Annotated in this window: 19 protein-coding genes; 3 read left to right on the top strand and 16 right to left on the bottom strand. The window is 66.2% G+C overall.

Annotated elements, in window-relative coordinates; all coding sequences use genetic code 11:
* Positions 1 to 39: 39 nt before the first annotated feature.
* From H607_RS0100640 to H607_RS11075, 7 genes are all read right to left on the bottom strand, one after another.
* Positions 40 to 1,595, bottom strand: a protein-coding gene (locus H607_RS0100640) for an IS3 family transposase (protein ID WP_088178290.1) whose coding sequence is annotated in 2 segments (ribosomal slippage) — positions 40 to 1,163 and positions 1,163 to 1,595 — 1,557 coding nt in all. Because the reading frame shifts where the segments join, the coding sequence is not laid out codon by codon here.
* 203 nt (positions 1,596 to 1,798) lie between these two features.
* A complete protein-coding gene (gene nfi / locus H607_RS11095; protein WP_037989145.1) occupies positions 1,799 to 2,494 on the bottom strand; it encodes a deoxyribonuclease V in 696 nt (231 codons plus the stop codon).
* Positions 2,491 to 3,432 carry a DMT family transporter gene (locus tag H607_RS11090; protein WP_051240513.1) on the bottom strand — a complete coding sequence of 314 codons (942 nt, stop codon included), beginning with the start codon at positions 3,430 to 3,432 and terminating at the stop codon, positions 2,491 to 2,493. The genes nfi and H607_RS11090 overlap by 4 nt, the downstream gene beginning before the upstream one ends.
* 10 nt (positions 3,433 to 3,442) lie before the next feature.
* Positions 3,443 to 4,537, bottom strand: coding sequence for a polysaccharide pyruvyl transferase family protein (locus H607_RS11085; protein WP_051240511.1), 1,095 nt, complete (start codon positions 4,535 to 4,537; stop codon positions 3,443 to 3,445).
* Positions 4,534 to 6,798, bottom strand: coding sequence for a heavy metal translocating P-type ATPase (locus H607_RS11080; RefSeq protein WP_051240509.1), 2,265 nt, complete (start codon positions 6,796 to 6,798; stop codon positions 4,534 to 4,536). Before H607_RS11080 ends, H607_RS11085 begins: the two co-directional genes overlap by 4 nt.
* Positions 6,779 to 6,982 (bottom strand): heavy-metal-associated domain-containing protein, encoded by a 204-nt coding sequence (locus H607_RS13505; RefSeq protein WP_028873825.1) that lies wholly within the window; start codon positions 6,980 to 6,982, stop codon positions 6,779 to 6,781. Before H607_RS13505 ends, H607_RS11080 begins: the two co-directional genes overlap by 20 nt.
* A 17-nt stretch (positions 6,983 to 6,999) precedes the next feature.
* The gene (locus H607_RS11075; protein ID WP_051240507.1) at positions 7,000 to 10,437 is read right to left on the bottom strand and encodes a DEAD/DEAH box helicase; all 3,438 of its coding nucleotides are present in this window, start codon (positions 10,435 to 10,437) and stop codon (positions 7,000 to 7,002) included.
* 81 nt (positions 10,438 to 10,518) lie between these two features.
* Here H607_RS11075 and H607_RS0100600 point away from each other — a divergent pair, with 81 nt between their 5' ends.
* Genes H607_RS0100600 through H607_RS11070 form a run of 3 tightly spaced genes read left to right on the top strand, consistent with a single transcriptional unit; the run spans position 10,519 to position 13,537 of the window.
* A complete protein-coding gene (locus H607_RS0100600) occupies positions 10,519 to 11,253 on the top strand; it encodes a YebC/PmpR family DNA-binding transcriptional regulator (protein WP_028873824.1) in 735 nt (244 codons plus the stop codon).
* The gene (ruvC, locus tag H607_RS0100595) at positions 11,250 to 11,792 is read left to right on the top strand and encodes a crossover junction endodeoxyribonuclease RuvC (protein WP_211218422.1); all 543 of its coding nucleotides are present in this window, start codon (positions 11,250 to 11,252) and stop codon (positions 11,790 to 11,792) included. The genes H607_RS0100600 and ruvC overlap by 4 nt, the downstream gene beginning before the upstream one ends.
* Positions 11,789 to 13,537 (top strand): Na/Pi cotransporter family protein, encoded by a 1,749-nt coding sequence (locus tag H607_RS11070; RefSeq protein WP_051240506.1) that lies wholly within the window; start codon positions 11,789 to 11,791, stop codon positions 13,535 to 13,537. The genes ruvC and H607_RS11070 overlap by 4 nt, the downstream gene beginning before the upstream one ends.
* On the opposite strand, the gene rapZ is transcribed toward H607_RS11070, so the two are convergent.
* The 9 genes from rapZ to H607_RS0100545 all read right to left on the bottom strand — a co-directional run.
* Entirely contained in the window at positions 13,488 to 14,387 is a 900-nt protein-coding gene (gene rapZ, locus H607_RS11065) for an RNase adapter RapZ (RefSeq protein ID WP_083961841.1), read from the bottom strand. The two genes, H607_RS11070 and rapZ, sit on opposite strands and share 50 nt — an antisense overlap.
* Positions 14,388 to 14,435: 48 nt before the next feature.
* Entirely contained in the window at positions 14,436 to 14,843 is a 408-nt protein-coding gene (locus H607_RS0100580; RefSeq protein ID WP_037989142.1) for a type II toxin-antitoxin system VapC family toxin, read from the bottom strand.
* The gene (locus H607_RS11060; RefSeq protein ID WP_211218421.1) at positions 14,840 to 15,115 is read right to left on the bottom strand and encodes a hypothetical protein; all 276 of its coding nucleotides are present in this window, start codon (positions 15,113 to 15,115) and stop codon (positions 14,840 to 14,842) included. Before H607_RS11060 ends, H607_RS0100580 begins: the two co-directional genes overlap by 4 nt.
* Before the next feature lie 110 nt (positions 15,116 to 15,225).
* Positions 15,226 to 18,069, bottom strand: a complete 2,844-nt coding sequence (locus H607_RS0100570) for an ATP-binding protein (RefSeq protein WP_028873821.1) — start codon at positions 18,067 to 18,069, stop codon at positions 15,226 to 15,228.
* Positions 18,066 to 18,983, bottom strand: coding sequence for a hypothetical protein (locus tag H607_RS0100565; protein ID WP_028873820.1), 918 nt, complete (start codon positions 18,981 to 18,983; stop codon positions 18,066 to 18,068). The genes H607_RS0100570 and H607_RS0100565 overlap by 4 nt, the downstream gene beginning before the upstream one ends.
* A gap of 17 nt (positions 18,984 to 19,000) precedes the next feature.
* Positions 19,001 to 21,904: a DUF1156 domain-containing protein gene (locus tag H607_RS0100560; protein ID WP_028873819.1), complete on the bottom strand. Its 2,904-nt coding sequence runs from the start codon at positions 21,902 to 21,904 to the stop codon at positions 19,001 to 19,003.
* Entirely contained in the window at positions 21,905 to 22,957 is a 1,053-nt protein-coding gene (locus H607_RS11055; RefSeq protein ID WP_037989140.1) for a hypothetical protein, read from the bottom strand. It lies immediately after the preceding gene.
* Between the two features lie 8 nt (positions 22,958 to 22,965).
* Positions 22,966 to 23,586 carry an NYN domain-containing protein gene (locus H607_RS0100550; protein ID WP_028873818.1) on the bottom strand — a complete coding sequence of 207 codons (621 nt, stop codon included), beginning with the start codon at positions 23,584 to 23,586 and terminating at the stop codon, positions 22,966 to 22,968.
* Positions 23,587 to 23,642: 56 nt separating this feature from the next.
* Positions 23,643 to 23,977: ISAs1 family transposase (locus tag H607_RS0100545; RefSeq protein WP_028873817.1), on the bottom strand; the 335-nt coding region annotated here is incomplete at its 5' end.

The following is a 23,977-nucleotide window of genomic DNA, read 5'->3' as shown; positions in this document are numbered from 1 at the left end:
CCGGAACAAGTCAAGATAGTTGTCGCCTGATTCATGCAATCACCTGCCTTCTATTTCAGCTTGGGTAGAGTCCCGAACGACGCTGTCCCGTTCCGGGTTGAGCGTGACGGCCCCGATCGGTGTCCAGTCCCGTGTCTGCCCGGACCAGCGTGCCGGGTGACGTTCGCGGGCTTGCAGATAGGTCTGGTGCCGTGCCGCCAGGATCGCGTGGTCTTCCCCTGCATGTCGCTGGGCGGGGGTGACGTAGCGCAGGCCGCTGTGGCGATGCTCGACGTTGTACCAGTGCACGAAGTGCTGTCCCCACTGGCGGGCTTCGTCCAGGCTGGCGAAGCCGCGCGCCGGGAATTCGGGGCGGTACTTCGCCGTTTTGAAGAGCGATTCGACGAAGGCGTTGTCGTCGGACACCCTGGGGCGAGAGTATGAGGGCTTGATCCCCAGCCAGTGCAGCATCGCCAACACCGTGGTGGCCTTGAGCGTGCTGCCGTTGTCGCCGTGCAGCACGGGTTTTTCCGGCAGGGCGTGGAGGCCTTCGGCCAACGCGGTGCGCTTGAGCAGGCTCACCGCGTGTTCTGCCTCATCGGTGGCATGAATCTCCCAGCCGACGATCTTGCGGCTGTACAGATCCATGATCAGATACAGGTAGAACCACTGCCCCTTCACGTGGGTGGGCAGGTAGGTCATGTCCCAGCACCACACTTGTCCGGGGGCGCTGGCTACGTGCGTCGTCGGCGCTCGCGTGCGCTGCGGCGCACGGCTGCGCCCACGGTGACGGGTTTGTCCGTGGGCACGCAGCACGCGCTGAAAGCTCGATTCGCTGGCAAGATAGACGCCCTCGTCGGCCAGCGTGGGGACGATGCGCGCCGGGGGTTGGTCGGCGAAACGGGGCTCGTTGGCCAACGCCTGGATCCTCGCCCGTTCTTCGTCGCTGAGCGCATGCGCCGGCTGCGCACGCTTTGCCAGGGGCCTGCGGTCCCCCTGGCGCAGTCCTTCCTGCGCTTTCCAGCGCTGCAGGGTGCGCAGCGTCATGCCTGCGACCTCGCAGGCCGGGCGTAGGCGCGCGCCGGCTGCGTGTGCCTCATCGATGTGTCGGACCAGTGTTTGGCGATCTTCCAGGCCGATCATGCGTCCTCGTCCTTGGGGAAGATCGCTTCGAGCTTTTTTGATAGCACCAGCAACGCTGCCGCTTCGGCCAGCGCCTTTTCCTTGCGGCGCAGGTCGCGCTCGAGTTCCTTGATGCGACCCCGCTCGGCCTTCTTCTCCCGCAGAGCCTGCCGTGCGACTTCCTCGGGCTCATCGAGCGCCTGCAGGGCGGCGGTGCGCCATTGCTCGAGCGTCTGGGGATACACGCCATGCTCGCGGCACCAGGCCCCTTTGCTCGCCTCGTCCATCGCGGCGGTCGAGAGCACCGCTTCGAATCGGGCCCCCGCACTCCAGCCCCGCTCGCCAACGGGCTGGGAGAGCGCCTCGGCTCGCCAGCGCGCTAGCGTCGCAGCTGAAATGCTCAGCTCTCGCGCCAGCGTCTGCACCGCGACACTTTCTGGCGGCAACAGCCGTGCAACCGCCCTGTCCTTGAAGGACTGTCCGTATCTGGCCACTTCGTTCTTCCTTTGTCGCCCTCTGGTTTCAGGATCTATCGAGACGACAACTATTCTGACACAGAGGGGGTCGCAGGGGTCGTGGCGGCGCTCTCGTACAGTCGGCCCCTCACGACCCAAGAATGATGCACGACGTCGCGGGTCGATGCGATCGTCCGGGACCTGACGCATTAGAGGCACTCCACACGGCGTTCGCTCGAAGCCTAGACCAAGCCCTCACCCCCCGTTCCTCGCTTCCCGGCAGTCCCCGAAGCGAGTGCATGCGCCGCGCGGGTGGTCTCGGGTAGGCGGTAGCGGGTGGTGCAGGCCATCACCCAATCCACGGCACGCTCCAAGCTCACACGATGACCGATGGAGACGTAGACCGGTTGCACGCCCACGCGGGTGCGCAGCACGGCGCCGATGATTTCGCTGCCGTCGCGCAGCGGTACCCAGGCGCCGCGCCGTTGCGGCACCGGTTCGTGCGTGCCGACGAGGCGCGACTTGGCCACGCCGATGCTGGGCAGATCGGTGAGCACGCCCAGGTGGCAGGCAATGCCGCAGCGGCGCGGGTGGGCCCGGCCTTGGCCGTCGACGAGGAGCAGATCGGGCGGGGCCGAGAGCCGCGCCAGCGCCTGCAGCACCACCGGCAGCTCGCGAAAGGAGAGCAGCCCCGGCACGTAGGGGAAGTTCACTTCGGCTTCCGCGACCGCCGTCTCGCTCGAGGCGAGCGAGGGGAAATCGAGCACGGCGACGGCGGCGCGCCCCTGGGTGCCGCCGCCGGGAAAGCCGACGTCGACCCCGGCCACGCGACGTACCGGGCCGTTCGCGTCCTCGCACACGACCCGCCGGGCGATCTCGCGCTGCAGGGCGATCGCCTCGTCCACCGTGCGGGGGTGCAGCAGGGAGAGATCCGTCATCCACCCTCCCCTGCCGCCGTGGCCGCGGAAACGGGACGGGGCCGCCGGCTCATCATCACCACGCCGGCGATCACCAGGCCGCAGCCGGCGAGCTGGGTGAAAGCGAGCGGTTCGTCGAGCAGCCAGGCGCCGAGCAGCAGGGTGAGCACGGGGCCGAGGGTGGCGCTCATCGAAACGGGTCCGGATCCGAGGCGACGGATGGCTTCGGAGACGAGCCATACCGGGGCGACGGTGGAGACGAGCGCCATGGCGAGGGCGAGCCACAGCACCGGCGCCGGTTGCTGCCACAGCGAAGGCAGGGGGCGCATGACGGCGAACTGGCCGAGCACGAGCAGGCAGGCGAAAGTCGTCGCCCAGGCGCTCAGGCGGGAAGCGCCGATTTGCGCCACCACCTGGCCGGTGCCGAGAAGGTAGAGTGCGTAGGCCACGGCCGAGGCGAAGACGAGCCCGCCGCCCAGCCAGACGTCGTGCGCGCTGCCGGGATTCTGGCCAAGGTCGTGCACTAGCGCGAGCGCGAGCCCGGCGTAGCAGACGACCAGTGAAGCGAGGGTTCGACGGTCGAGCCGCGTGCCGAGGAAGGCCGCCGACATCAGCACGACCAGTGTCGGGTAGCAGAAGAGGATCATGCGCTCCAGGCCGGCGCTGATGTAGCGCAACCCGAGGAAGTCGAGGTAGCTCGAGCCGTAATAGCCGAGGAAACCGAGCACGAAGAGAATACCCCACTGCCGCACGCTGAGGCGGTGTGCCGCCCTTTGCTCCGCCGCCCAGCCGAGCAGCAGGAAGAACGGCAAGGCGAAGCCCATGCGCAGGGCGAGGATGGTCTCGGCGTCGACGCCGTAGCGGTAGGCGAGCTTGACGAGCACCGCCTTGAAGGAGAAACCGAACGCGCCGGCAAAAGCCATCCACCAGCCGAGCGCAGGGTGTTCCCGGATCGTCATCGTCTTTCTTTCACTCCATGGAAAACCGTCCCACCGGACGGCAGGCGACACCCGGCGCCCAGAAGGTTTGCTCCGGGTGCCAGGTGCCGAAATAGGCGCGCAGCTTGCGCGCAGCGTGCGGCTCCCGTTCCAGCGCCACGGCCGGCACCCCGAAGGCGCGGGCCGTGAGCAGCAGATGCAGGCTGGTGGCACAGACTTCCACTGCCCCGGCAGCGAGCCCGCCGATCGCCTCCAGCCGGAGCTCGTCGATCAGGCGCAGCGCCGCCCGGTTCGACGGCGAGAGGAAGCGGGACAGGCGCTCGAGCGCTTCCAGCGTGTCGTGCCACGGGGCGGCGCCGGCACGCACGAGGGCGAAGCACTCGCCTGCTTCGCGGCGCGCCTCCAGCCAGGCGGCGAGCGCCGCGAGCCACGGGTCGGTGGCGCATTCGGCAGCGAACTGTACCAGGCGATAGGCACCGAGCCGTGCGCGCCAGCCGGCGGCATGCGTTTCGAGCGCCGCTGCCAGATTCGAGGCGGCAAGCCCCTCGGCGGGGTCCGGCGCGAGCGGCAGGGAAAGCCCCTGGCGGGCAAAGAGCGCTCGGGTGCGGGCATCGCGCACGCGCGCTTCGTCCGCCGCGGCGAGTGCCGCGAGCGCGGCGCGCTGCACGCTGCGCGGCAATGCGTCGAGCCCCGTGCCGCCGCAGGGAGCAAAACCGAGGCGTCGCACTCCGGGGGCGTCCCCTCGGCGCAGCACGTAGGGTAGCGGCCGGTGCGTGCCCAACCGACGCACCGCTTCGCGGCGGCGGGCGCAGGGGTCGGCATCGAAGCAGGCGATCGCCCGTGCGGCACTTTCTTCGTCGAGCAGCATCACCGCTGCGGTCCAGGCGTCGCAATCGAGGATCTCACCGCCGACGTGGTACAGGTCGTAGCCTTGCTTCAGGTCCGCGATCACTTCGGGCAGGGGGTGCACCGCGAATCCGGCCACGGAACGCGCATCCCAGGCGCGCAGGCCAGCGAAGTGCACACTGCGCTCGCCGGCGGCCTCGGCGGCGAGCCGGGCGAGCAGCAGGTCGCCGTAATTGTGCCGGTCGAAGGCGCCGAAGAGCACCAGGTCGATGGCGCTCATATCGCCCGGCGCAGGCGCAGCGAGTGGGTCACCACGAAGAGACTGGAGAGGCTCATGGCCGCGGCGGCGAGCATGGGGTCGAGCAGCCAGCCGGTCCAGGGGTGGAAGATGCCAGCCGCGAGCGGAATGAGCACCACGTTGTAGCCGTAGGCCCAGACGAAATTCCAGGCGATGGTGCGACGCGTGGCGCGTGCAAGGCGCACGGCCTGCGGCACGGCGGCCGGGTCGCCGCGCATGAGCACCACGTCGCCGGTCTCGATCGCCACGTCGGTACCGGTGCCCATGGCGATGCCCACGTCGGCCTGGGCGAGCGCCGGCGCGTCGTTGATGCCATCGCCCACGAAGGCGAGCCGCCGCCCCTGGGCCTGCCATTGACGCAGCGCCTCGGCCTTTTCTTCGGGGCGCACCTCGGCGCGAACTTCCTCGATGGCGAGCGCCCGGGCCACTGCCTCCACGCTGCGGCGCAAATCGCCGGAAAGAAGCGCCACGCGCAGACCGAGCGCATGGAGTTCGGCCACCGCCGCCGCGCTCGTGGGCTTGAGCGGATCGGCAAACGCCAGCACCCCCACGGGAACGCCGTCGGCCGCCACCCACACGAGCGTTCTGCCTTCGCCGGCCTGCGCCTCGGCCCAGGACGCCAACGCCGCATCCGGCGCCCGCGTTCCCACCTCCTTCTCCAGGAAGCGGCGCGAACCCACCGCGAGCCGCAGCCCTTCGACGCGGCCGCGGATGCCGCCGCCCGGCACCGGTTCGACCTCCTCGGCCGGCGGCAGCGGCACCTCGCCCACGGCCGCGAGCAGGGCGCCGGCAATCGGATGCTCGCTCGCTTTTTCCAGTGCGGCCACGCGCAGCAGCCACTGCCGCGCCTCGCCCGGCGCATTCCAGTAGGCTCCCACCAGCGCCGGCCGCCCGGCGGTGAGCGTGCCCGTCTTGTCGAAGACCACGGTGTCGATCTCGGCGAGCCGCTCCAAGGCGGCGCCGCGGCGCACGAGGATGCCGCATTCCGCCCCCCGCCCCGTGGCGACCATGAGGGCGACGGGCGTGGCGAGCCCCATCGCGCAGGGGCAGGCGATGAGCAGCACACTCACTGCAGTGACGAAAGCGTAGGAGAGCCGCGGTTCGGGACCGAAGGCCAGCCAGAGGGCAAAGGTGAGCGCGGCCACGGCGAGCACCAGCGGCACGAAAACGCCGGCCACGCGGTCGGCGAAAGCCTGGATGGGCGGTTTCTCGGCCTGCGCCCGCTCGACCAGCGCGATGATGCGCGCGAGCAACGTCTCGCGGCCGACCTCGGTCACCTCCATGGCGAAGCCGCCGGAAGTGAGCACACTGCCGCCGACGACCCGATCCCCGGGGCGTTTCTCCGCCGGCAGCGGTTCGCCGGTGAGCATGGACTCGTCGACCCAACCCGCTCCTTCCTGCACGATGCCGTCGGCGGGAAGGCGCTCGCCCGGGCGCACCTGTACCCGGTCGCCGGGGCGCAGTTCCTCGACGGGAATTTCCCACACCGAGCCGTCGGGGCGCAGGACGCGCGCCGTGCGCGGCTGCAGCCGCAGCAGGCGCGAGATGGCGCGGGACGCCCGGCCGCGGGCGAGCTGCTCGAGGTAACGGCCGAGCAGGATCAGGGCGACGATGACCCCGGCCGATTCGAAATAGAGGTGGACGCTGCCTGGCGGGAAGATTCCCGGTACGAGCCAGGCGAGCAGCGAATAGCCCCAGGCGGCGCCGGCCCCCAGCAGGACGAGGGCGTTCATCGCCGGGGCGCCGTGGCGCAGTTCCGACCAGCCGGCACGCAGCAGCGGCGCGCCGCAGACGAAGAGAATGACGGAAGAAAGGGCCGCCTGCAGCGCCTGCCACACCCACGCCGGGGCGAGGCGGGCAAAGAGCGCCTCCCCTCCCGGCAGCATCGGCCCCATGGCGAACAACACGAGCGGCACCGCGAGCCCCGCGGCCCAGCGCACCCGCCGCCGCGCCGCGCCTCCGGCCTCGTCCTCTTCCTCCGCGGACGAACGCTGCGCGTGCGGTACCGGCTCGTAGCCGAGCTCGCGGATCGTACGCCGGATGGCGGCCTCGTCGACCCGGCTCGGATCGTAGCGCACCGTGGCGCGCTCGAGCGCCAGATTGACGCTCGCCTGCCGTACGCCCGGCAGCCGCTGCAGACCCCGCTCGATGCGCCGCACGCAGGCGGCACAGGTCATGCCGCGAATGCCGAGCTCGAGCTCGGCCTCGCCCACCGCCGCGGAGTCAGGCGAGTCTTGCGTCATAGCCCTCTTCGAGGATCGCCTCGATCACCGCCTGCGGGCTCGGATCGCCTTCGATCACCACTTCCTCCCGCTCCCGGCTCACCGAGACGACGCGCTCCACGCCCGGCACGTTCTTCAGCGCCTCAGCCACGGCCTTCTCGCAGTGCGCGCAGCTCATCCCTTTCACTTCGTAGCGTTGTTGCATCGTCCTTGCTCCTGTCGTCAAGCTTCCACGGGCGAAGAAGACAGCAGTGCCGCCACGTCTTCTTCGGTGAGCGCAAACCCGCCCGCCTCGCCCGTCTCCAGCGTGCCTTCGGCAAGCGTGCGTTTGCGCGCCTGCATTTCCAGCATTTTTTCTTCGACCGTATTGGCCGCGATCAGTTTATAGACGAAGACCGGCTTGTCCTGACCGATGCGGTGCGTGCGGTCAATCGCCTGCTCCTCCACCGCCGGATTCCACCAAGGGTCGAAGAGGATCACCGTGTCGGCCTCGGTGAGGTTCAAGCCCACGCCGCCCGCCTTGAGGCTGATGAGGAAGACCGGCGCTTCGCCCTGGCGGAAGCGATCGATCACCTCGTCGCGCCGGCGCGTGCTGCCGGTGAGCTTCACGTAAGGGATTTTCAGCTCGGCGAGCACCGGCTCGATGCGCTCGAGCATCTGCACGAACTGGGAAAAGATGAGGATGCGCCGCCCCTCTTCGACGAGTTCGGGCAGGGTCTCGCGCAGCCAGTCGAGTTTGGCCGATTCCTTCACCTGGCGCGCCTGCGGCAGGTCGACCAGCGTGGGATCGCAGCACACCTGCCGTAGTTTGAGGAGCGCATCGAGCACCGTGATCTGGCTGCGGGCAAGCCCCTTTTCGGCCAGCGCCCGGCGCACGCGCTCCTGCATGGTCAGCCGGATCGCCTCGTAGACCTTGGCCTGCTTCTCGCCCAGCGTCACGGTCTGCACGATCTCGGTCTTGGGCGGCAGTTCCGCCACCACCTCTGCCTTCGTGCGCCGCAGCAGGAACGGGCGGATGCGCCGGCGCAGATGCTCGAGACGCGCCGCGTCGCCCTCCTGCTCGATCGGATGGCGATACCAGCGGTTGAAGGTCTCGAGCGAGCCGAGAAAGCCCGGCATGAGGAAATCGAAGAGGGACCACAGCTCGCCGAGATGGTTCTCCATCGGCGTTCCGGTCAGACACAGGCGCTGCTCGGCGCGGAACTTGCGCACGTGCTGCGAGATCTGCGCCCGCGGATTCTTGATCATCTGCGCTTCGTCGAGGATCATCACCGACCACGCCTGCGGGCGCAGAAGCTCCACGTCGCGCCACACGAGCGGGTAGGTGGTGATGACGAGATCGTGGCCGGGAATCGACTCGAGCCGTTCGCGCCGCTGCGCCCCGTGCCAGACGAGCACGCGCAAATCGGGGGTGAAGCGCGCCGCCTCGCGCGCCCAGTTGCCCACGAGGCTCGTGGGCGCCACCACCAGCGCCGGTTGCTCGAGCCGGCCGGCGCGCTTTTCCGCCAAGAGATGCGCGAGCGCCTGCAGCGTCTTGCCCAGACCCATGTCGTCGGCCAGGATGCCGTGCAGGCGATGCCGGCGCCAGAACTGCAGCCAGGCCAGGCCCGTGCGCTGATAGGGTCGCATTTCGGCCTGCAGCCCCGGCGGTTCCTCCACCGGCATGGGGCCGCCGTAGCGCTCCAGCTCTTCGAGCATGGCCGACAGCGTCGGGGCCTGGATCTGGGCCAGGGTTCCGGGCGGCAGCTCGCGCAGCAGGGAAAAATCGTAGCGCGACAGCCGCACCGGCCCCTCGCGCCGCGGTTCGCGCCGCAGCAATTCCAGCGTCAGCTTCAGGATGGGTGCGATCGGCTCGAGCGGCACCACCGCACAGGCGTCTTCTTCCGGAAAGGGATAGACGATTTTCTCCGGCCAGTCGTCCTCGCCATAGCGCTCGAAGACCTCCGCCGCGAGCTCGGTGAGGTCGATGTCGCGCTCGCCCGCTTTCACCTTGGCGTCGAAGGCGAACCAGTCGCCTCCCTCGTCGGCCTGGGCGAGTTCCACTTCGGCGGTGCTCGCCTCCCACTCCTGCGGCCAGAAGTCCTCGCTCACCTCGATCTCGGGCGAGAACTCGCCCAGCACCCCGGCCTCGAGCCGCTCGCGCAGTTCGTGCCACAGCAGGGGGGATTCGGCCTGCGCCTCGTATTCGTCACCATCGGGCCAGGCGAGCGCCATCCGCAGCGGCTCCAGCAGCACCCGTACCGTGCCGAACCACTGCTTCTCCCGGGCCACGGAACGGTGCGGCAGCTCGAGGCGCACCTCGTCCCCGAAGGGATGATGGACCCGCCCCTGGGCATCGACGGCGACTTCGCCGTAGCGCACTTCGGGACGCACGCGCCGCCTCCCTTGCTCGTCGCGCCACAGAATCAGGCGAAAGCGCGCCGGTTCCTCGACCCGCGTGGTCGCCACCGGCGCCGGGGCCGGCAAGGATCCGCCAAAAAGCTCGCTCCAACGGCGCGCGAACACCGGCGCATCCGCCTGGGGCACCGGCGGCAGGGCGTCGAGCCGCTCGACGTCGGCCCATTCCAGTCCCTCGGGCAGGAGCAATGGCCCCACGGTATGGGTCTTGCGCTCGAAATAGTGCCAAGGCAGCATGAAGCGCAGCGGCACGATGCCCGTGTCGCCATTGCCTTCCACGTGCCATACGCCCTGAAAAGCGCCGCGCGCCGTCTCGCGCCACAGCCACAGCAAGCGCCTCGGCTCGCCCCAGCGCAGGAAGACGCCCTCCGTATGCGAGCCCAGACAGGCGCGGCCGCTCTGGACGATGGCGGCGAAGGCCGCACCCAGCCAGGTTCTCGGCGGGCCGTGCATCGAGGCCACCGCCAGCCCCATCAGGTCAGCGACGGTGAGCGCCCCGTAGACTTCGGGGTGGTAGTAGATCGTGAGGAGATCGACGGGCTTGCCGGCGACGAAGCGGCGCGGATCGCGCTTGTAGGGGCGGGTGAGAAAGGCGTTCCAGCCGAAGAGGCCGCGGCGCTCGTCGAGCCGCACGTCGTAAAGGATGCACTCCGGCGGCTGCTGATCCGACCCCGAGGAAGGGTGCGGCTCGTGGCGATGAAGGCGCAGGCGGGCCGTCTCCTCGATCCAGCGCATGGCCGGGGAACGCTTGGCCTCCAGAGCCTCGGCGGTGCGCTCGGCGACGGCGGAAACACCCCCCTTGCCCGGCGCAAGGGACCGGTTGCCGAGCATGAGCTCGACGAGCTCGCCCAGATGGACCCGTCCCTCTTCCGCGGATCGTGGCGCGGCATCCCCGGAGCCCGGCACGTTGACCTCTTGCGCCCCGCCAGCCTCCTGCTCCGCGAGCCGTTCGCTGAATTCGAGGAGCAACGCCGCGCAGTGCTTGCACGCCTCCCCGATGGGGCAGGTACAGGAACATTCGATGGACGAGGGTTTGACGTCGTCTTCCCCTTCCCATGAAACATCGATGTTTTGGGCGTAAGGGGCACGCTGCGTGCCCTGGACTCGGCCCGCGATGTGCCAACGCCGCTCGTCGACCGAGAACTCGCAGGAGCGCACTCTTCCCCGTTGCACCAAGTCTTCCCCCCGTGACCAGTAGACGGGATCGAAGACGTGGTGCTTCAGCCACTCGAGACGGCGACGGTTGCGTTCTGCCGGATTCATCGCGCGCAAGCCGGGTAAAGAGAATCCCACAGTATAATTGGCCCAAAGTGCAAACTCAATCGCAACGCGGCAGGAGAGGCAATGGCTGGCCATTCCAAATGGGCAAACATCCGTTTCCGCAAAGAACGGCAGGATGCCAAGCGCGGCAAGATCTTCACCCGGCTCATCCGCGAGATCACCGTGGCCGCCCGCAACGGCGGCGGCGACCCGAACTTCAACCCCCGGCTGCGCGCCGCCATCGACAAAGCCAAAGAACACAACATGCCCTCCGAGAACATCGAACGCGCCATCAAGCGCGGCACCGGTGAGCTCGAGGGGGTGAGCTACGAAGAGATCCGCTACGAAGGCTACGGCCCGGGTGGCGCGGCGGTGCTCGTCGACTGCATCACCGACAACCGCACCCGCACCGTGGCCGAAGTGCGCCACGCATTCAGCAAAAATGGCGGCAACCTGGGCACCGAAGGCTGCGTCGCCTTCCAGTTCAAGCACTGCGGCCAGATGATCTTCGCCCCCGGCACGGACGAAGAGGCGCTCCTCGAAGCGGCGCTCGAAGCCGGAGCCGAAGACGTGATCCCCAACTACGACGGTTCGATCGAGGTCATCACCCCGCCGTTCGAGCTCGAGCGCATCCGCGCGGCGCTGGAAGCGGCCGGTTTCACCCCGGCCATGGCCGAAGTAGTGTGGAAACCGCTCAACGAAATCGAGCTCACGGGCGAAGACGCCGCCAAGATGCGCAAGCTCCTCGACGCGCTCGAATCGCTCGACGACGTGCAGGCGGTCTACACCTCGGCGGTCTTCGACGAAGAAGAGCCATGACGGCGGTGCGCATCCTCGGCCTCGACCCGGGGCTGCGCATCACGGGGTTCGGTGTCATCGAGCGGCACGGCGCACGGCTCGCCTACGTCGCCAGCGGCTGCATCCGCAGCGGCGAAGGCACCCTGCCCGAACGGCTCGCCACGCTCTTTCGCGGCGTGGAGGAGCTCATCGCCACCTACCGGCCGGACGAGACCGCCGTCGAAAAAGTCTTCGTCAACCTCAATCCCCAATCGACCCTGCTCTTGGGACAGGCGCGCGGCGCCGTGCTCTGCGCCGCGATCCTCGGCGCCACGGCCGTGCATGAATACACGGCACTGCAAGTGAAACAGGCCGTGGTCGGCTACGGCAAGGCCGACAAAGTCCAGGTGCAAGAAATGGTGACGCGGCTGCTGGGCCTCGATGCCGCCCCCGGTGCGGACGCGGCCGACGCGCTCGCCTGCGCCATCTGCCACGCGCACCAGAGCACCCACCCTTACGCCGCCCAGGCCGTGCGGCGCCGCGGCGGGCGGCTGCTCGTCCCCCCGCCCTCGCGCCGATGAAGCCGATCGCGCTGTGGCCGGCCTGGGCGCGCAACCTGCCGCGCCTGCTGCTGCTGGGGCTGCTCGGCTGGTGGTTGCTGCACGATCGGGCCGGCAACGAGATGGCCGCCGGCGTCGCGCTCTTTCTGCTGGGCATCGCCCGGCTGGAGCGCGGCGTGCGCGCGCTCATGGGCAGCGATCTGGACGCGGTGCTGCGCTGGAGCACCCGCACCCCGCCACGGGCGCTCGGATTCGGCCTGCTCGCCACCATCCTGGTGCAATCGAGCGTGGTCGTCACCCTGATGGCGATGTCCTTCGTCTCCGCCGGCATGGTGGCCCTGCCCGAAGGGCTGGCGATCGTGCTCGGGGCGCACGTGGGTACCACCACCGGCACCTGGCTCTTCGCCGCCTTCGGGCGCGGGGTCGACATCGGCGCCTTCGCCCTGCCCTGCCTCACCTGCGGCATGGTGCTGCAATTCTCACGCGAGCGCGGCTTTGCCGGAATCGGTCACCTCGTGCTCGGCATCGGTCTCGTCTTCCTCGGTATCGGTTACATCCAGCAGGGATTCTCCCAACTCGAATCGCATCTCGATCTCACCGCCTGGACTCCAGCGGGTGCGAGTGGCATCCTGCTGACGGCCGCCGTGGGCATGCTCGCCACCGTGCTCATGCAATCGAGCCATGCCACGCTCCTCATCACGGTGGGCGCGCTCAGCGCAGGCAAGCTCCCTTTCGAGCACGCCATGGCGATCGCCATCGGCGCCAACGTCGGCTCCTCCCTCACCACCTTGCTCGCGGCGATCGGCGCCGGTACCGCCGCGCGGCGCGTCGCCGTCGGTCATCTGCTCTTCGGCGCGATCACGGCCCTGCTCACCCTGTTCACCTTTCCGCTGTTTCATACCGCCACCCTTGCGCTCGCCGCGCTCCTGCACCTTCCCTCGCCTGCGCTCGCGCTCGCGCTCTTTCACACCCTCTTCAACCTGGTGGGCGCACTGACGATCTACCCCCTGCTCGAAGGCGCGCAGCGCCTCATCGAGCGGCTCGTGCCGGTACGCCGGCTGCCGCTCGCGGCGCCCAAGCACATCTCCGCCGCCCAGCTCAAGACCCCGGAAGTGGCGCTCGAATCACTGCGCAAGGAAACCTGGCGACTCTATGATCGCGCCATCGATCTCATCGCCCTGGTGCTGCAGGTGGAGCCCAAGGCGATGCGCGCCGGCGAGAACGAAGAAGTACTCGACCGCCCGCCGGAGCGCATCCACCTCATCGACATCGACGCCCTCTATCAGAGCCGTATCAAACCGCTCTCGGGGCTCATCCTCGACTTCGCCTCGCGCCTCGACCCGCCGGCCGGCCTCGTGCCACGGCTGCAGCAACTGACCCAGGCGAGCCGGGAGATCCAGGAAGCGGTGAAGGACGTGAAACACCTGCAGAAGAACCTGGTGCCCCGCCTCGTCGACCCGAACCCGACCCTGCGCGGACAATACCTTCGCTTTCGCCGCCACCTCGTCGAGACGCTGCACGCGATCGCCAACCTGCCGCGTGACGACGGCGCCACGGTGCGTCAAGTGCTGGAGCACATCACCGACGAAGCCCTGCGCCGGCTCGAAACGATCGACCCCCTGCGGGATGGCTCACTCGCCCACTGGCTGCGCGCCGGCGCCATTGCACCCGAAGAGGCGAGCTCCCTGATGAACGACACCGCCTACGTCGAGCGCATCACGCACAATCTGCTGGCGGCGGCGCAGGCGCTGCTGCCGCCGGCGTGAGCCCCATCTCCAGCAAAGGACAGTCCCGGTGGCGCACCACCACGCGCCCGCGCGCCGCGAACGCCCGCCCCAGGCGCTCCACCAGGTAGACCGAGCGATGCTGCCCGCCGGTGCAGCCCACTGCCACCGTGAGATAGGCGCGATGCTCGCGCTCGTAGCACGGCAACCACCGCTCGAGAAAACCGGAAATCTCGGCGAACATCGCCCCCACTTCCGGAATCGCCTCCAGCCAGCGCACCACCGGCTCGTCGCGCCCGGTCAAGGGACGCAGCGCCTTGTCGTAGTACGGATTGGGCAGGCAGCGGGCATCGAACACCAGATCCGCATCGAGCGGCACCCCGTGCTTGTAGCCGAAGGACTCGAAAGTGAGGGTGAGCCAGCCCCCCTCTCCGGCGAAGACGAACTCGCGGATCCACGCGCGCAGCATTCCGGCCGAGAGATCGCTCGTATCGATACGCGCGGCGCGCAGCGACAGCGGCGCGAGCAGCTCCCGTTCGAGGGCGATCGCCTCCACCAGCGGCCGCCCCTCGCGCGCCAGTGGATGCGTGCGCCGCGTCTCGGAGAAGCGCTCGAGTAGCACCCCGTCGCGTGCCTCCAGAAAGAGCAGATCGACGCGATGCCCCTGCTCCGCCAAGCGCTCCAGCGTGCCCGGCAGCGCCTCCAGCCCGCCAGTGCGCGCGTCGATGGCAATCGCCACCTGCCCCACCCCTTGCCGCGCCAGATGCTCGACCACCGGCGCGAGAAAGGCCACCGGCAGGTTGTCGATGGCCACGAACCCCGCGTCCTCCAGCGCCCGCAAGGCCACCGTCTTGCCGGAGCCCGAAAGCCCGCTCACCAGGATGATGCGCATTGGATCCTCTCCGATGGTTCGTTCATTCTCCCAATCCAAGCTTTCCCTTCAATCTTTGCCAGAAAGCAAGCGACCGGCAAGCGATTCATAGCGCGAAAACTGACCATCGACACTGACCAGTAGTGCGTCGCGATACAGAGCAGTGGCAATGATCATCCTATCCAGTGGATCTCCATGATGTGCAGGTAGTGCAGCGGCGTTCGCTGCAATGTCATCATTGACGGCCATCACGGAAATGCCGGCTTCGACCGTAGCGACATGCAGCCACTCATTCAGGGGCAAATCGATCACCACGCGTCCCCGGCGGATATGCAGCACTGCTTCGTAAATGGAAACGCTGGAAATGGCCAACGACTCCGCACCGTCCATCAGCCGTTTTTCGATTTTCCTGGAAAGCCGATCATCCTGCGCTATCCACCAAATCCAAATCAGGAGTAGCCACGGGGAATCGCTCATTTGAATGCCTCGGAATCACCCGACAACTGCCGAGCCGTCCGCTCGATCATCGATTCCCATGTCCCATCGGAATAGGGAGAAGACACGATATCTCCCACCACCCTCACTCGACCTTTCAATTTTTCAGGGGGACGGCGTTTGGGGACATCTTTGCTCCGATCGTTTGCAGGAGGCAACACGGTCACGATGATCCGCGCCGTATCCACCTCTGGCGGCGTATCCAGCCAACGGATTTGACCGTGCTCGTAAATGGCTTCGTAACTTTTGAGCATAGGGACACTCCTGCGTAATCATGCAAACCGATCGGGAAATCCTGGCAAAGCGATCCGATGCAAAAAAATCGATCCCGAAAAGAACAGGAAGTTCATCGCGAATGTTGCATTCATTCCCCCGCCTCGAACTCCGCGCTCTCGAAGCGCAGTACGGCGCAATTTTCCCACACCGTCCGCTGCACGCCGTGATCGAAGCCGGCCGGAGCCTCTGCCTCGATCTCGACCACGATCTTCACCGCGATCCCTGGCCGTACGGTGAAGGGCTGGAGCACCTCATCCACCACGTCGGCGAACTGCTTTTTCGCCGTCACCGGATCGAGCACGATCCTGCCGTAGAACCGTTTCTTCGGCACGATCCCCGTCTGCCCGCCGCCTTTGGCTACATCCTCCACGACACGAGGCGAACCGCCGGATCCGCTTGCCGTGGTTCCCGTCTCATCCGGCTCGGGAGGAACACGTGATCCCTCCTCGGCGAGGCGCTGCGCCTCCTCGTAGGCGGCGGCTGTCTGAGGCTCGATCAGCAGCAGCGAAGCATCGAGGATCGGCGCATAGCGTTTGCCAAAACTGAACCCGAGATAGCGATCCCCTTCCTTGCCCTGAGCAAACCCGAAAAAATCGCGACTCTCCGAGCCAGCCGCCAGCGCCTCCTGAAAGACGACGTCGTCCTTGAGGCGTGGCAAATACAGCTGCTGGCAGCTCTGCTGCCACACGCTGAGCGCGGGCGCCTCCTTGACTCCATCCTTCCAGAACCATTCGCGCAACATCCTGGCGAGGTGAATCGGCGCCCAGGCCGTGATGAGCAGCTCGTTTTCCTTCAAGACGCGTTCGATCTCCTGTGACCAGTTCGATGCGCCGGCATTGAGGGGAATCGCCTGCCACTGCACCTCGGACAGCCCCCTGCCGGGCAGGGCCTCCTGGCCCGGCACCAGCAACCACTTGTACGTCTCGCGGATCGCCTGCCCCACGGTTTTCTCCGCCTGCGCGAGGCTCTCCTGCGCCTGGCGCGCCATCAGGTTGTCCAGGACGAGGCGGTTGTCCTGATAATCCCTGACGATGCTGCGCCACGCCAGATACGAGCGCACGAGATCCTTCAGACGAAGCACGCTGTCCTGGTCCGCCGCGAGAAAAATGAGGCGGTTCTGCTTGAACCGCGGCTGCTCGCCCCTTTTCCGCAGAATCTCGCTGGCGTGCTCGAGCGCGGGACTCTTCCCGCTCTTGCTGAAAGCCGCATCCGGCGGCAGCACCACGAGCCGCAGCAGCCAATCGTCGGGTACGTCCCCACTGGCGGTAAACACATGAATGCCGCTGAACACCCCGGTCGCGAATTGGCGCTGCAGGCGATCACGGATCGTGGGGAACACGTCTTCCCATTCATGAAAACGGCGCTTGCGCTCCTCCATCTCGCGCCGCAAATTGGGGCGCGTATCGAACCAATACCGGTTCTGGGCATGATTGAGGTAATGCAGCCGGTCGGTCAGCCGGCTCAGGGCGTCCTTGAATACCCCCAGCGGCTGCCCCGGCTGGGCGACACCGAGCAGCACACGCTCCTGCTCCAGCCCGCGCACCAGCTGATTGGCGCCGAGCTGCACCGAATGCGGTGCGCTGCCAAGAAAAATGGTGCGCGCCACTCGCCGGCACGCCTGGACGCCACCCAAACGCGGATCGCGATTTTCGATCTCCCAAGGTTCCGAACGCTCGCCATCCACGTCGCGCTCGATCACCGGATCCCACCCCTGCGGCAGGTAGTAAATCGCCTCGTTGCGCACATCGACGTCGTAGAGCGGCAGGCTGCCCGGCAGGATCAGCAGGTCGTTATTGCCATCCTGCCACAGGCGATGGATGATCTTGGCCATCAACTTCAGCACGCCCCGTGTGCGCTGGAAATTCTCCAGCGATGACCAGTCCTCATAGAGTCGGTCGAACACCTCGGGGTGGATCGGATACGCGCGGATCAACCGGTCGAGATAACGCCCCTCCTGCGTCTCCTGGGGAAACTCCTGACGGTTACCCAGATAATGGTCGGCAAAAGCGCGACAGACCGCTTCCGCGGCCTGCCGGTCCCCGATCGAAGCGAACAGACGCCGACGCACGATCTCGAACGCCTCCTCGGTCGCCACCGGTTTCCACAGGGCCTGTACCCGGCCAAAATAATGCGCCAGCGTCGCCAGCGCCCGCACGCCGCGCTCACTGCCGGCCTCCTTTTCCGACTCCGGCAAGGAAGCAAGCATCACGGCCGTGGGCACCGCTTTCAGCGCCTCGGTGAGCGCCTGCACGAAACTGAGGTTGGCATCGAACGTACCGCCCGAGAGCGCCTTCCCTTCCTCGAACTGCGAGACATAGCGCACCAGCTCGTCCACCAGGATCACACAGGGCGCATGCTCGGCGAGCAGCTGCGCGAGTTCCGCCTTGCCCGGAGCAGTGCCGGTCTCGTCGGCTTCCCGCACCCGTGCGTAACCCGCCTCGCCGCCCAGCTGCCAGGCAAGCTCCCCCCACAGCGTGCGTACCGTGCACCCCTCGTGCACCCGCGGCTTGCCCGCCAGACCGAGCAGATCGACTCCATCGAGTACGGCAACCCGGGCACGCGGCAATTCGGTGACGCCGGCCGCGTCGAGAATGGGTGGTACACCCGGCAAATCGCCAGCCGGTACCTCTCCCTTGGCGAGGTGATACACCGCCAACATCGTATGCGTCTTTCCGCCACCGAAAGCCGTCTGCAGCTGGATGACCGGATCGCCCCCTTTGCCGGCAAGGCGGCGCACCACCGAATCGAGCAGCAGTCGCATACCCTCGGTAATGAACGTCCGCTCGAAAAATCGCACCGGATTTTGATACTCCTCCCGCGCCGTGCCCCCATGCACGCGGGACAGATCGGCGGCGAACTCCGCCTGCTGGAACGTGCCCTTGAGCACGTCTTCGTGGGGAACGGCGATCTCGCGCCAGGGTTTCAGATTCATAGAACGATTCCAATCCAATTTAGAATTTTGATCACCCAAGGGTCACGTATCGATTCCGGCAACAGACTAACCACCTGAATGAGCGAGATGACCCCGATCGCCAAGCCGACTATTTGCCATCTTATTGCCTCTTTATGACGAGCGCGCTCCATTTCGTCACGCGCCCGTTCACGCTCCTGGGCAACCCTATCCCGTTCATCTGCTGCAATCAAATCATGGAGCGAGCGCAACTGGTCGAGTAATTCCTCATTAATCGCCTGCAAGCGCATCCGTTCAGACATTCTGTCCCACACATACGGAAGCTCGGTCCGGTCCATTAGCACTGGATGTCTGAAGTAACAGCGGGCATTGAACTCCGTGGCGCGTCGCACGAGTTTTGTGAGTCGCAGCGGGTCGTTATCCCAATCTGCTAGCTCATTGATCAGCGCCTGCAGGCGTAACCGGTATGCGCAGGTCAGTGCCAACAAAAGCACGGCACGTTCGAATCTAGGGTACTGGATGGAATCGGAAAACATCGAAAATCCTGTACCATCGACGCTCCACAGCAGATCCCCGCGATCCTCATAATCCTTGAGGCCCAGCGTTGAGGATCCCCGCAACCACCTCGAAGCAATCTCGACTTGTCCCTGGCTTGGCCGTCCATTAGAAGCCTCTTGCCAAATCGCTTTGGAAATGCATTTTATTCTTTCTGGTTTTTCGGTATGAAAGGAAACGAACAACTCAATCTTATATTCTGTGTCCTTGAAAAACTCAAGATACCAAAACGTTGACTTATCAGCTCGGTTAACTTTCCCTTCAAATTGGTTCAGCAAAGGCTGCTGCAGGAAGGCGATGGGCTTGCCCCCAATGGTGAGATTATCCCATTTGTCACTATGGTTTTTGTTTTCTTGATGCTTGGAGATGGTGACGAACACGATCTATCCCTCCCGAATCAAATATCGAGTTGCGCCTGTGGGTCCACCATGCCCACCTCCCCCGCCGCCCGTTCGATTTCGCTCCAGGCGGTGACGAGTTCATTGTAGGCGCGCGCCTCCTCGGCCCAGCCTTTGCGCTCGCACAGGGTATAGAGGCGGTAGGCGAGCGTGCGGACGGGGTCGGCGCGCTCGGGCATGCGGGCGAGCAGGCGGCCGGCGGCGGCCTCACCCTCCTGGTTGAGCGCGCGGATCAGCTGGTGCAGCGCCTCCCACACGGGCACGCGGGTGTCGTGCTCGGGCGACCAGTCGGCGGGCAGTTCGTGCCACTTCAAGAGCCGCAGCTCGCCGCGGGCGGATTCGACCACGCCCGCCGCCACCAGCCCGTCCACGCTGGTGCCCTTGGCGCGCGCCAGCACGTCGGCCTCCCCGTACTTGCCGCTCGCCCAGCCGTGCTGCTCGAACCAGTGCAGGCAGAACTGCGTGTCGTGGTCGAAGTCGTCCTCGGCCAGAAACCGGTTGATGAGCGCGAGCGCCGTGCGCACGCTCATCGGCGTGCCGTCGGCCTCCAGCACCGCGGCGTATTGACTGAAGATCGCCATGCCCGGCCCGATGATGGCCTGGCTCAAATCCACCGGCGCCACCGGCGAATGTACGCCGCCGCGGGTCATCGCCTCCAGCGCCTCGGGCAGCGTCGCGTTCAGTTCGCGCAGGAACTCGCGGCGGCTCACCACCGGCGCGTCCGCCGGACGGGAGCGGCAAACGAGCACGATGCTGGAGGCAAGGGCATTTACATTCCCCTTGAGATTGCCCGTGTATTCTGTGCGCATCGGCCAGGTGCCGGTCAGCACAAAGCCGGCGTCGAGCACCGCCTGCAAAAAGGTCTCCCAGCCGGTGCTGCTGGTGCCCGCCTCGTCCTGCGTCTCCGACTGCTTGAAGGCGTAGTAAATGGTGACGGGAAAGGCCGGATGCGCCTGCTGGGCCAAGTTTTTGAGCGCCCTTTTCATGCCCTCGAGGAAAAAGCGCTCGGCGGCCTCACGGCTGCCGTGGCGGTAGGGCGTGGCGACCAGCTCCTCGGCCTTGGGCACGGCGAGCGTGGCATAGAGGTTGGGGAAAATGGGCCGGAGCGCACGGCGCAGCCAGACGTAGAAAAAGTCCGACAGGTCGGCGTAGCCGATGTTGTCGTAGTACGGCGGATCGGTGGAGACAACTTTCCCACGACTAATCTCCTGCGTTTGGGCATCCTGTTGGCAAACATGTCCTATGGGCACAGAGGGAACGTTCTCGATTACCTTGGTGAAGTAATTAATTTGTCCAGTGAAATTACCAGTCGAGTTACTGAATGGATTGCCCTCTACAAAATCCCAAGTCATTGGAAGTGCCTGTCGCGCAAAAACTTGCTGAACGTTCTCGCCCTTAGTGTCCCAAAAATTTAGTGTTGCGCTTCGGTTACTCTGCCGACTGACATTCATGCCGAGGCATACCCCCACCGCCTGCGCATAGGCGAGCGCGCCGCGGCCGCCTTGGTCGAGGGGGATGCCGTCGTCGGTTAGTCCGGCGGCGAGGGCGTCCTGGCGGCAGCGCTCGATGGCCTCGCCCACCAGGTCGGAAAAGGTGGTGAGCGCGACCAGTTGGCGGGGGGTGAAGAGGTCGCCCCATTCCCTAAGCCCATAAGGCACGCAGGTGCCACCCGTGAGGCGAGCCGGTACGCTGCCAGCAGGTTTCCATTGTGGTTGCGCTTGCCGGGCGGTTTCTTCATGTTCCGGAACGGGCGCCAGATAAACGCGGCCACGCGCGCCTTCGGCCACGATCGCCATGAGCCGTGCGCCCATGCGGCCAGCTTGGCCCTCTGCCTTGATGTAGTCGCCCCCAATAGGAGTATCCGAAAGCAGGCACCGGAAATTGGCTCCGCGGCCTGCGGCCTTGGTGCCTGCCTTCGCCCGCGCATACTCCGCCTCATCGAACCCCGCCGCGCCGCGCACCTTGACGGTGAAGTGATAGCGATCGCCTTCGACCACCGGCAGCACATACGCCTCCTTGCCCGGCTTGCTGGAGAGCACGAAAGTCGAGGCGAGCGGCACGTCCACGTGGCTGAAGACGGGGTTGGGGCTCTTCACCGTGCGCGCCCACAGCCAGGCGATGACGGTGAGCCGCTGACCCACGAGCGGCGCGAGGTCCGGCCGACCGGCGGCGAGCTCGGGCGTGATCTCGACCGGCGGATAGAGGTGCCCGATGCGCGCCTCAGCCTGCTCGCGCATCCAGGCGCCATAGCGCCGCACGTCCTCGGCCAGCCCTCTGGCGCCGCGCCAGTCCTCGTGCAGCCGGCGTTGGTGTTCGCCCGGCGGCAGCGGCCCCACCGGTGCCTGTCCGGCAAAGCGCGGCGGAATTTCGATCATGGCCTTGTTGATGGTCACGGCCACCGGGTTCAGGTCGCTGGCGTAGCTCTCCAGCCCCAGGCGCTGGGCTTCGAGCGGCAGCGCGCCGCCGCCGGCGAAGGGGTCGTGAAAAGCGGGAAGTTTGTCGGGGTCGAACAGCTCGGCGGCCTGCGGATGGTTCTTGTTGAGCGCGCAGGTCTCGCGCCAGCTTTTTCGGATCTCCTCGCGGGCGCGCTCGAGCACTTCTTCGTTGTTGGTGTTTTCCCACTTCACCAGGTCTTCGATGATCCTGAACAGGCGCTCGCGCTCGGCCTGGGCCTTTTCCTTGTTCACGCCGCGCCCGAGCGCGCGCTCGTAGCCGGGGTCGTTGACCATCTGCGCAAAGATCACCGCGCGGGCGGCGGCGAGCGGCCGGCGCGCCCACCACAGGTGCAGCGTGGAAGGGTGGCCGTGGCGGATGGACTTTTCGCGCGCCGCGGCCTCGTTGATGGCATCGAGCGGCAGGGCGACTTCGATGAGTTTCTTGGGGGCTTTGATGTTATTGTGCATTCAGTCATCCTTCTCCCAGCCAACCTTGCCATCGCAATGGCTACAGCCAACTGAGTAACTGTGTTCCATATCGCCGGTGTTGTATTCGTTGCACCACTGGCACTGCTTGATGCCATCGGAGATGTCAAAGCAGTTCGCGCAGAAGTAGTGCTTGCCGCGCCTGACCACGGTGTGGTAGCCCTCGCAGGTGCCGCAGTTGGCGGGCTCCCAGCTGTCGTCCCCGTCCTTGATGCCGATGTGCGCTGCATCATGATCCGTCAGCGCATCCACCAGATGCTCCGGCTCGATGGCCTCCCCGCAGTGCTCGCACGTCGCGTAACCCTCGTTCGCAATGACGATGGATTCGCCGCAATGCGGGCATTCGAGTTCGACCTGGGTCTCGGTGTGATCGCACACCAGACAGCGCAGCGACGCGATTTGGTCGTCAAGATCGTCGGGGACGGCTGCCTTGAATCCGCAGGCGCTGCACGCTTTCGGCGCGCTGCCTGCCGTGCGGGCGGCGCCCAGTTCGGTCTTGAGCGCTTTGAACTTGGCGGCCAGGTATTTCCGGTGCCCCTTCATCGCCCAATCCGCGCGGGCGATCTCGCTGCCGAAGTCGTGGAAATACGTGTCCCACCGGTTCAACAGACGGTGCAGATGAAACCACGAGCGGCAATGCTCGGCGACGATCTGCGCCTTGGCCTTTTCGTCGCTGTCCAGCCCGTTGTGGAAGAAGTGAACCATCTTGTTGCGATGGTTCGCCAGCGCGCGAAAGCTGTTGTAGGCGTCGTCGCCGATGTCCTCGCCCGCGACATCACGAATCCGTGCCCGGGCATCCTCTAGCGTGACCGAGATGAAGTCGCCGGCCATGAACTTGGCAAGATTGGCCTGGTCGGGCTTGGAGACGATCAGCGACCAGTGCTCCTTCATCAGCCGCGCCTTGAGCAGCATCTCGACTGCCGCGCAGAAGTGGATGACCGAGTACTTTGGGCTCTTGTCGAACTCCGCAATGCCGCGCGCCAAGAAGTCGAAGGCGTTGCGGGTCAGCGAGTCAAAGATGTCGTGGTGGGTCATGGTATTCCCTATCGCCAATGCACCGGGCGATTGATCACGTATCCGCTGGCCGTGGTTACTGCTGCAGGCAACTGGTTCTGTCGCACCTTGGTTTCGCTGATGGTGAAAGCCGCTGTTGCAGCAGCGGCAAGCTGCACCGAATTACGCCCCGGAGGTTGGGCCACGATGACGCGCTTGGACGGGAACCGGGCACGCACTTGCTGTACCGGCGTGGTCAGATCGCTATCGGCCGAAATCAGCAGCGCGGTGTCGAAACGATCATCGAAGGCGTCGGCGAGTAGCTGGACCGCGATGTTGACGTCGGTCATCTTCTCTTCATAGTCGGTCCACGTGTTGCCGCAGCGCCGACATTGGCGACCCTTGGGCAGGTAGTGGCCGAAATGGATCGTTAAGATTGGCAAAGTGGCTAGCGCATCCAGATAATAAGCCTGCCGTTGCATGTCGGCGTGGTTGCTGCCCGTCAGGCGGATGCGCGCGGAGAAGTAGTGAGCCGCCTGCAGTGTTTGCCCCGGTTTGAGCAGGGAGCGCGACAAGCCCACCACATCTAGCCAATAATGGCGTTTCCACCCCTTGCTCTTGAGGCCAAAGTAGAGGTTGAATCCGTCGATGTAAGCGATCACACGCGACATTGTTCTCCCCCTGCAAAACACGGGTTACGGCACGGTGCCTTGACAGGGCAATCGCATCAAATCTCTGTAAGGCCGAGGAGTGCCTGGCGGTAGGCATCGGAGGAGGCGGCAAGGATGCGTCGGGTACGGATACCGCCTTTGCGGGCTGAGGTGTCCAGGCGAAAGAGGTTGAGCACGAGCCGGCGCACGAGGGCGAGATTGGCGCCAGCGTTGCGGGCGCGGGCGCGCATCTGGTCGTCGTTGAGCGAGACGTCGAGGCTCCAGTGCAGGCAGTTCTCGATACTCCAGTGCGCCCGTACCGCATGGGCGAGCGTTTCGGCCTCGGCGGCGATGCTGCCGAGGTAGAAGCGGCGCTCGAGGCTGGTCTTACCCTCCAGGGTGCGTTCGACTT

This window comes from Tepidiphilus margaritifer DSM 15129 (assembly GCF_000425565.1).
GTDB lineage: Bacteria > Pseudomonadota > Gammaproteobacteria > Burkholderiales > Rhodocyclaceae > Tepidiphilus > Tepidiphilus margaritifer.
Note: the sequence above shows the minus strand (reverse complement) of the source record. Positions and strands in the feature narration are given on the sequence as shown.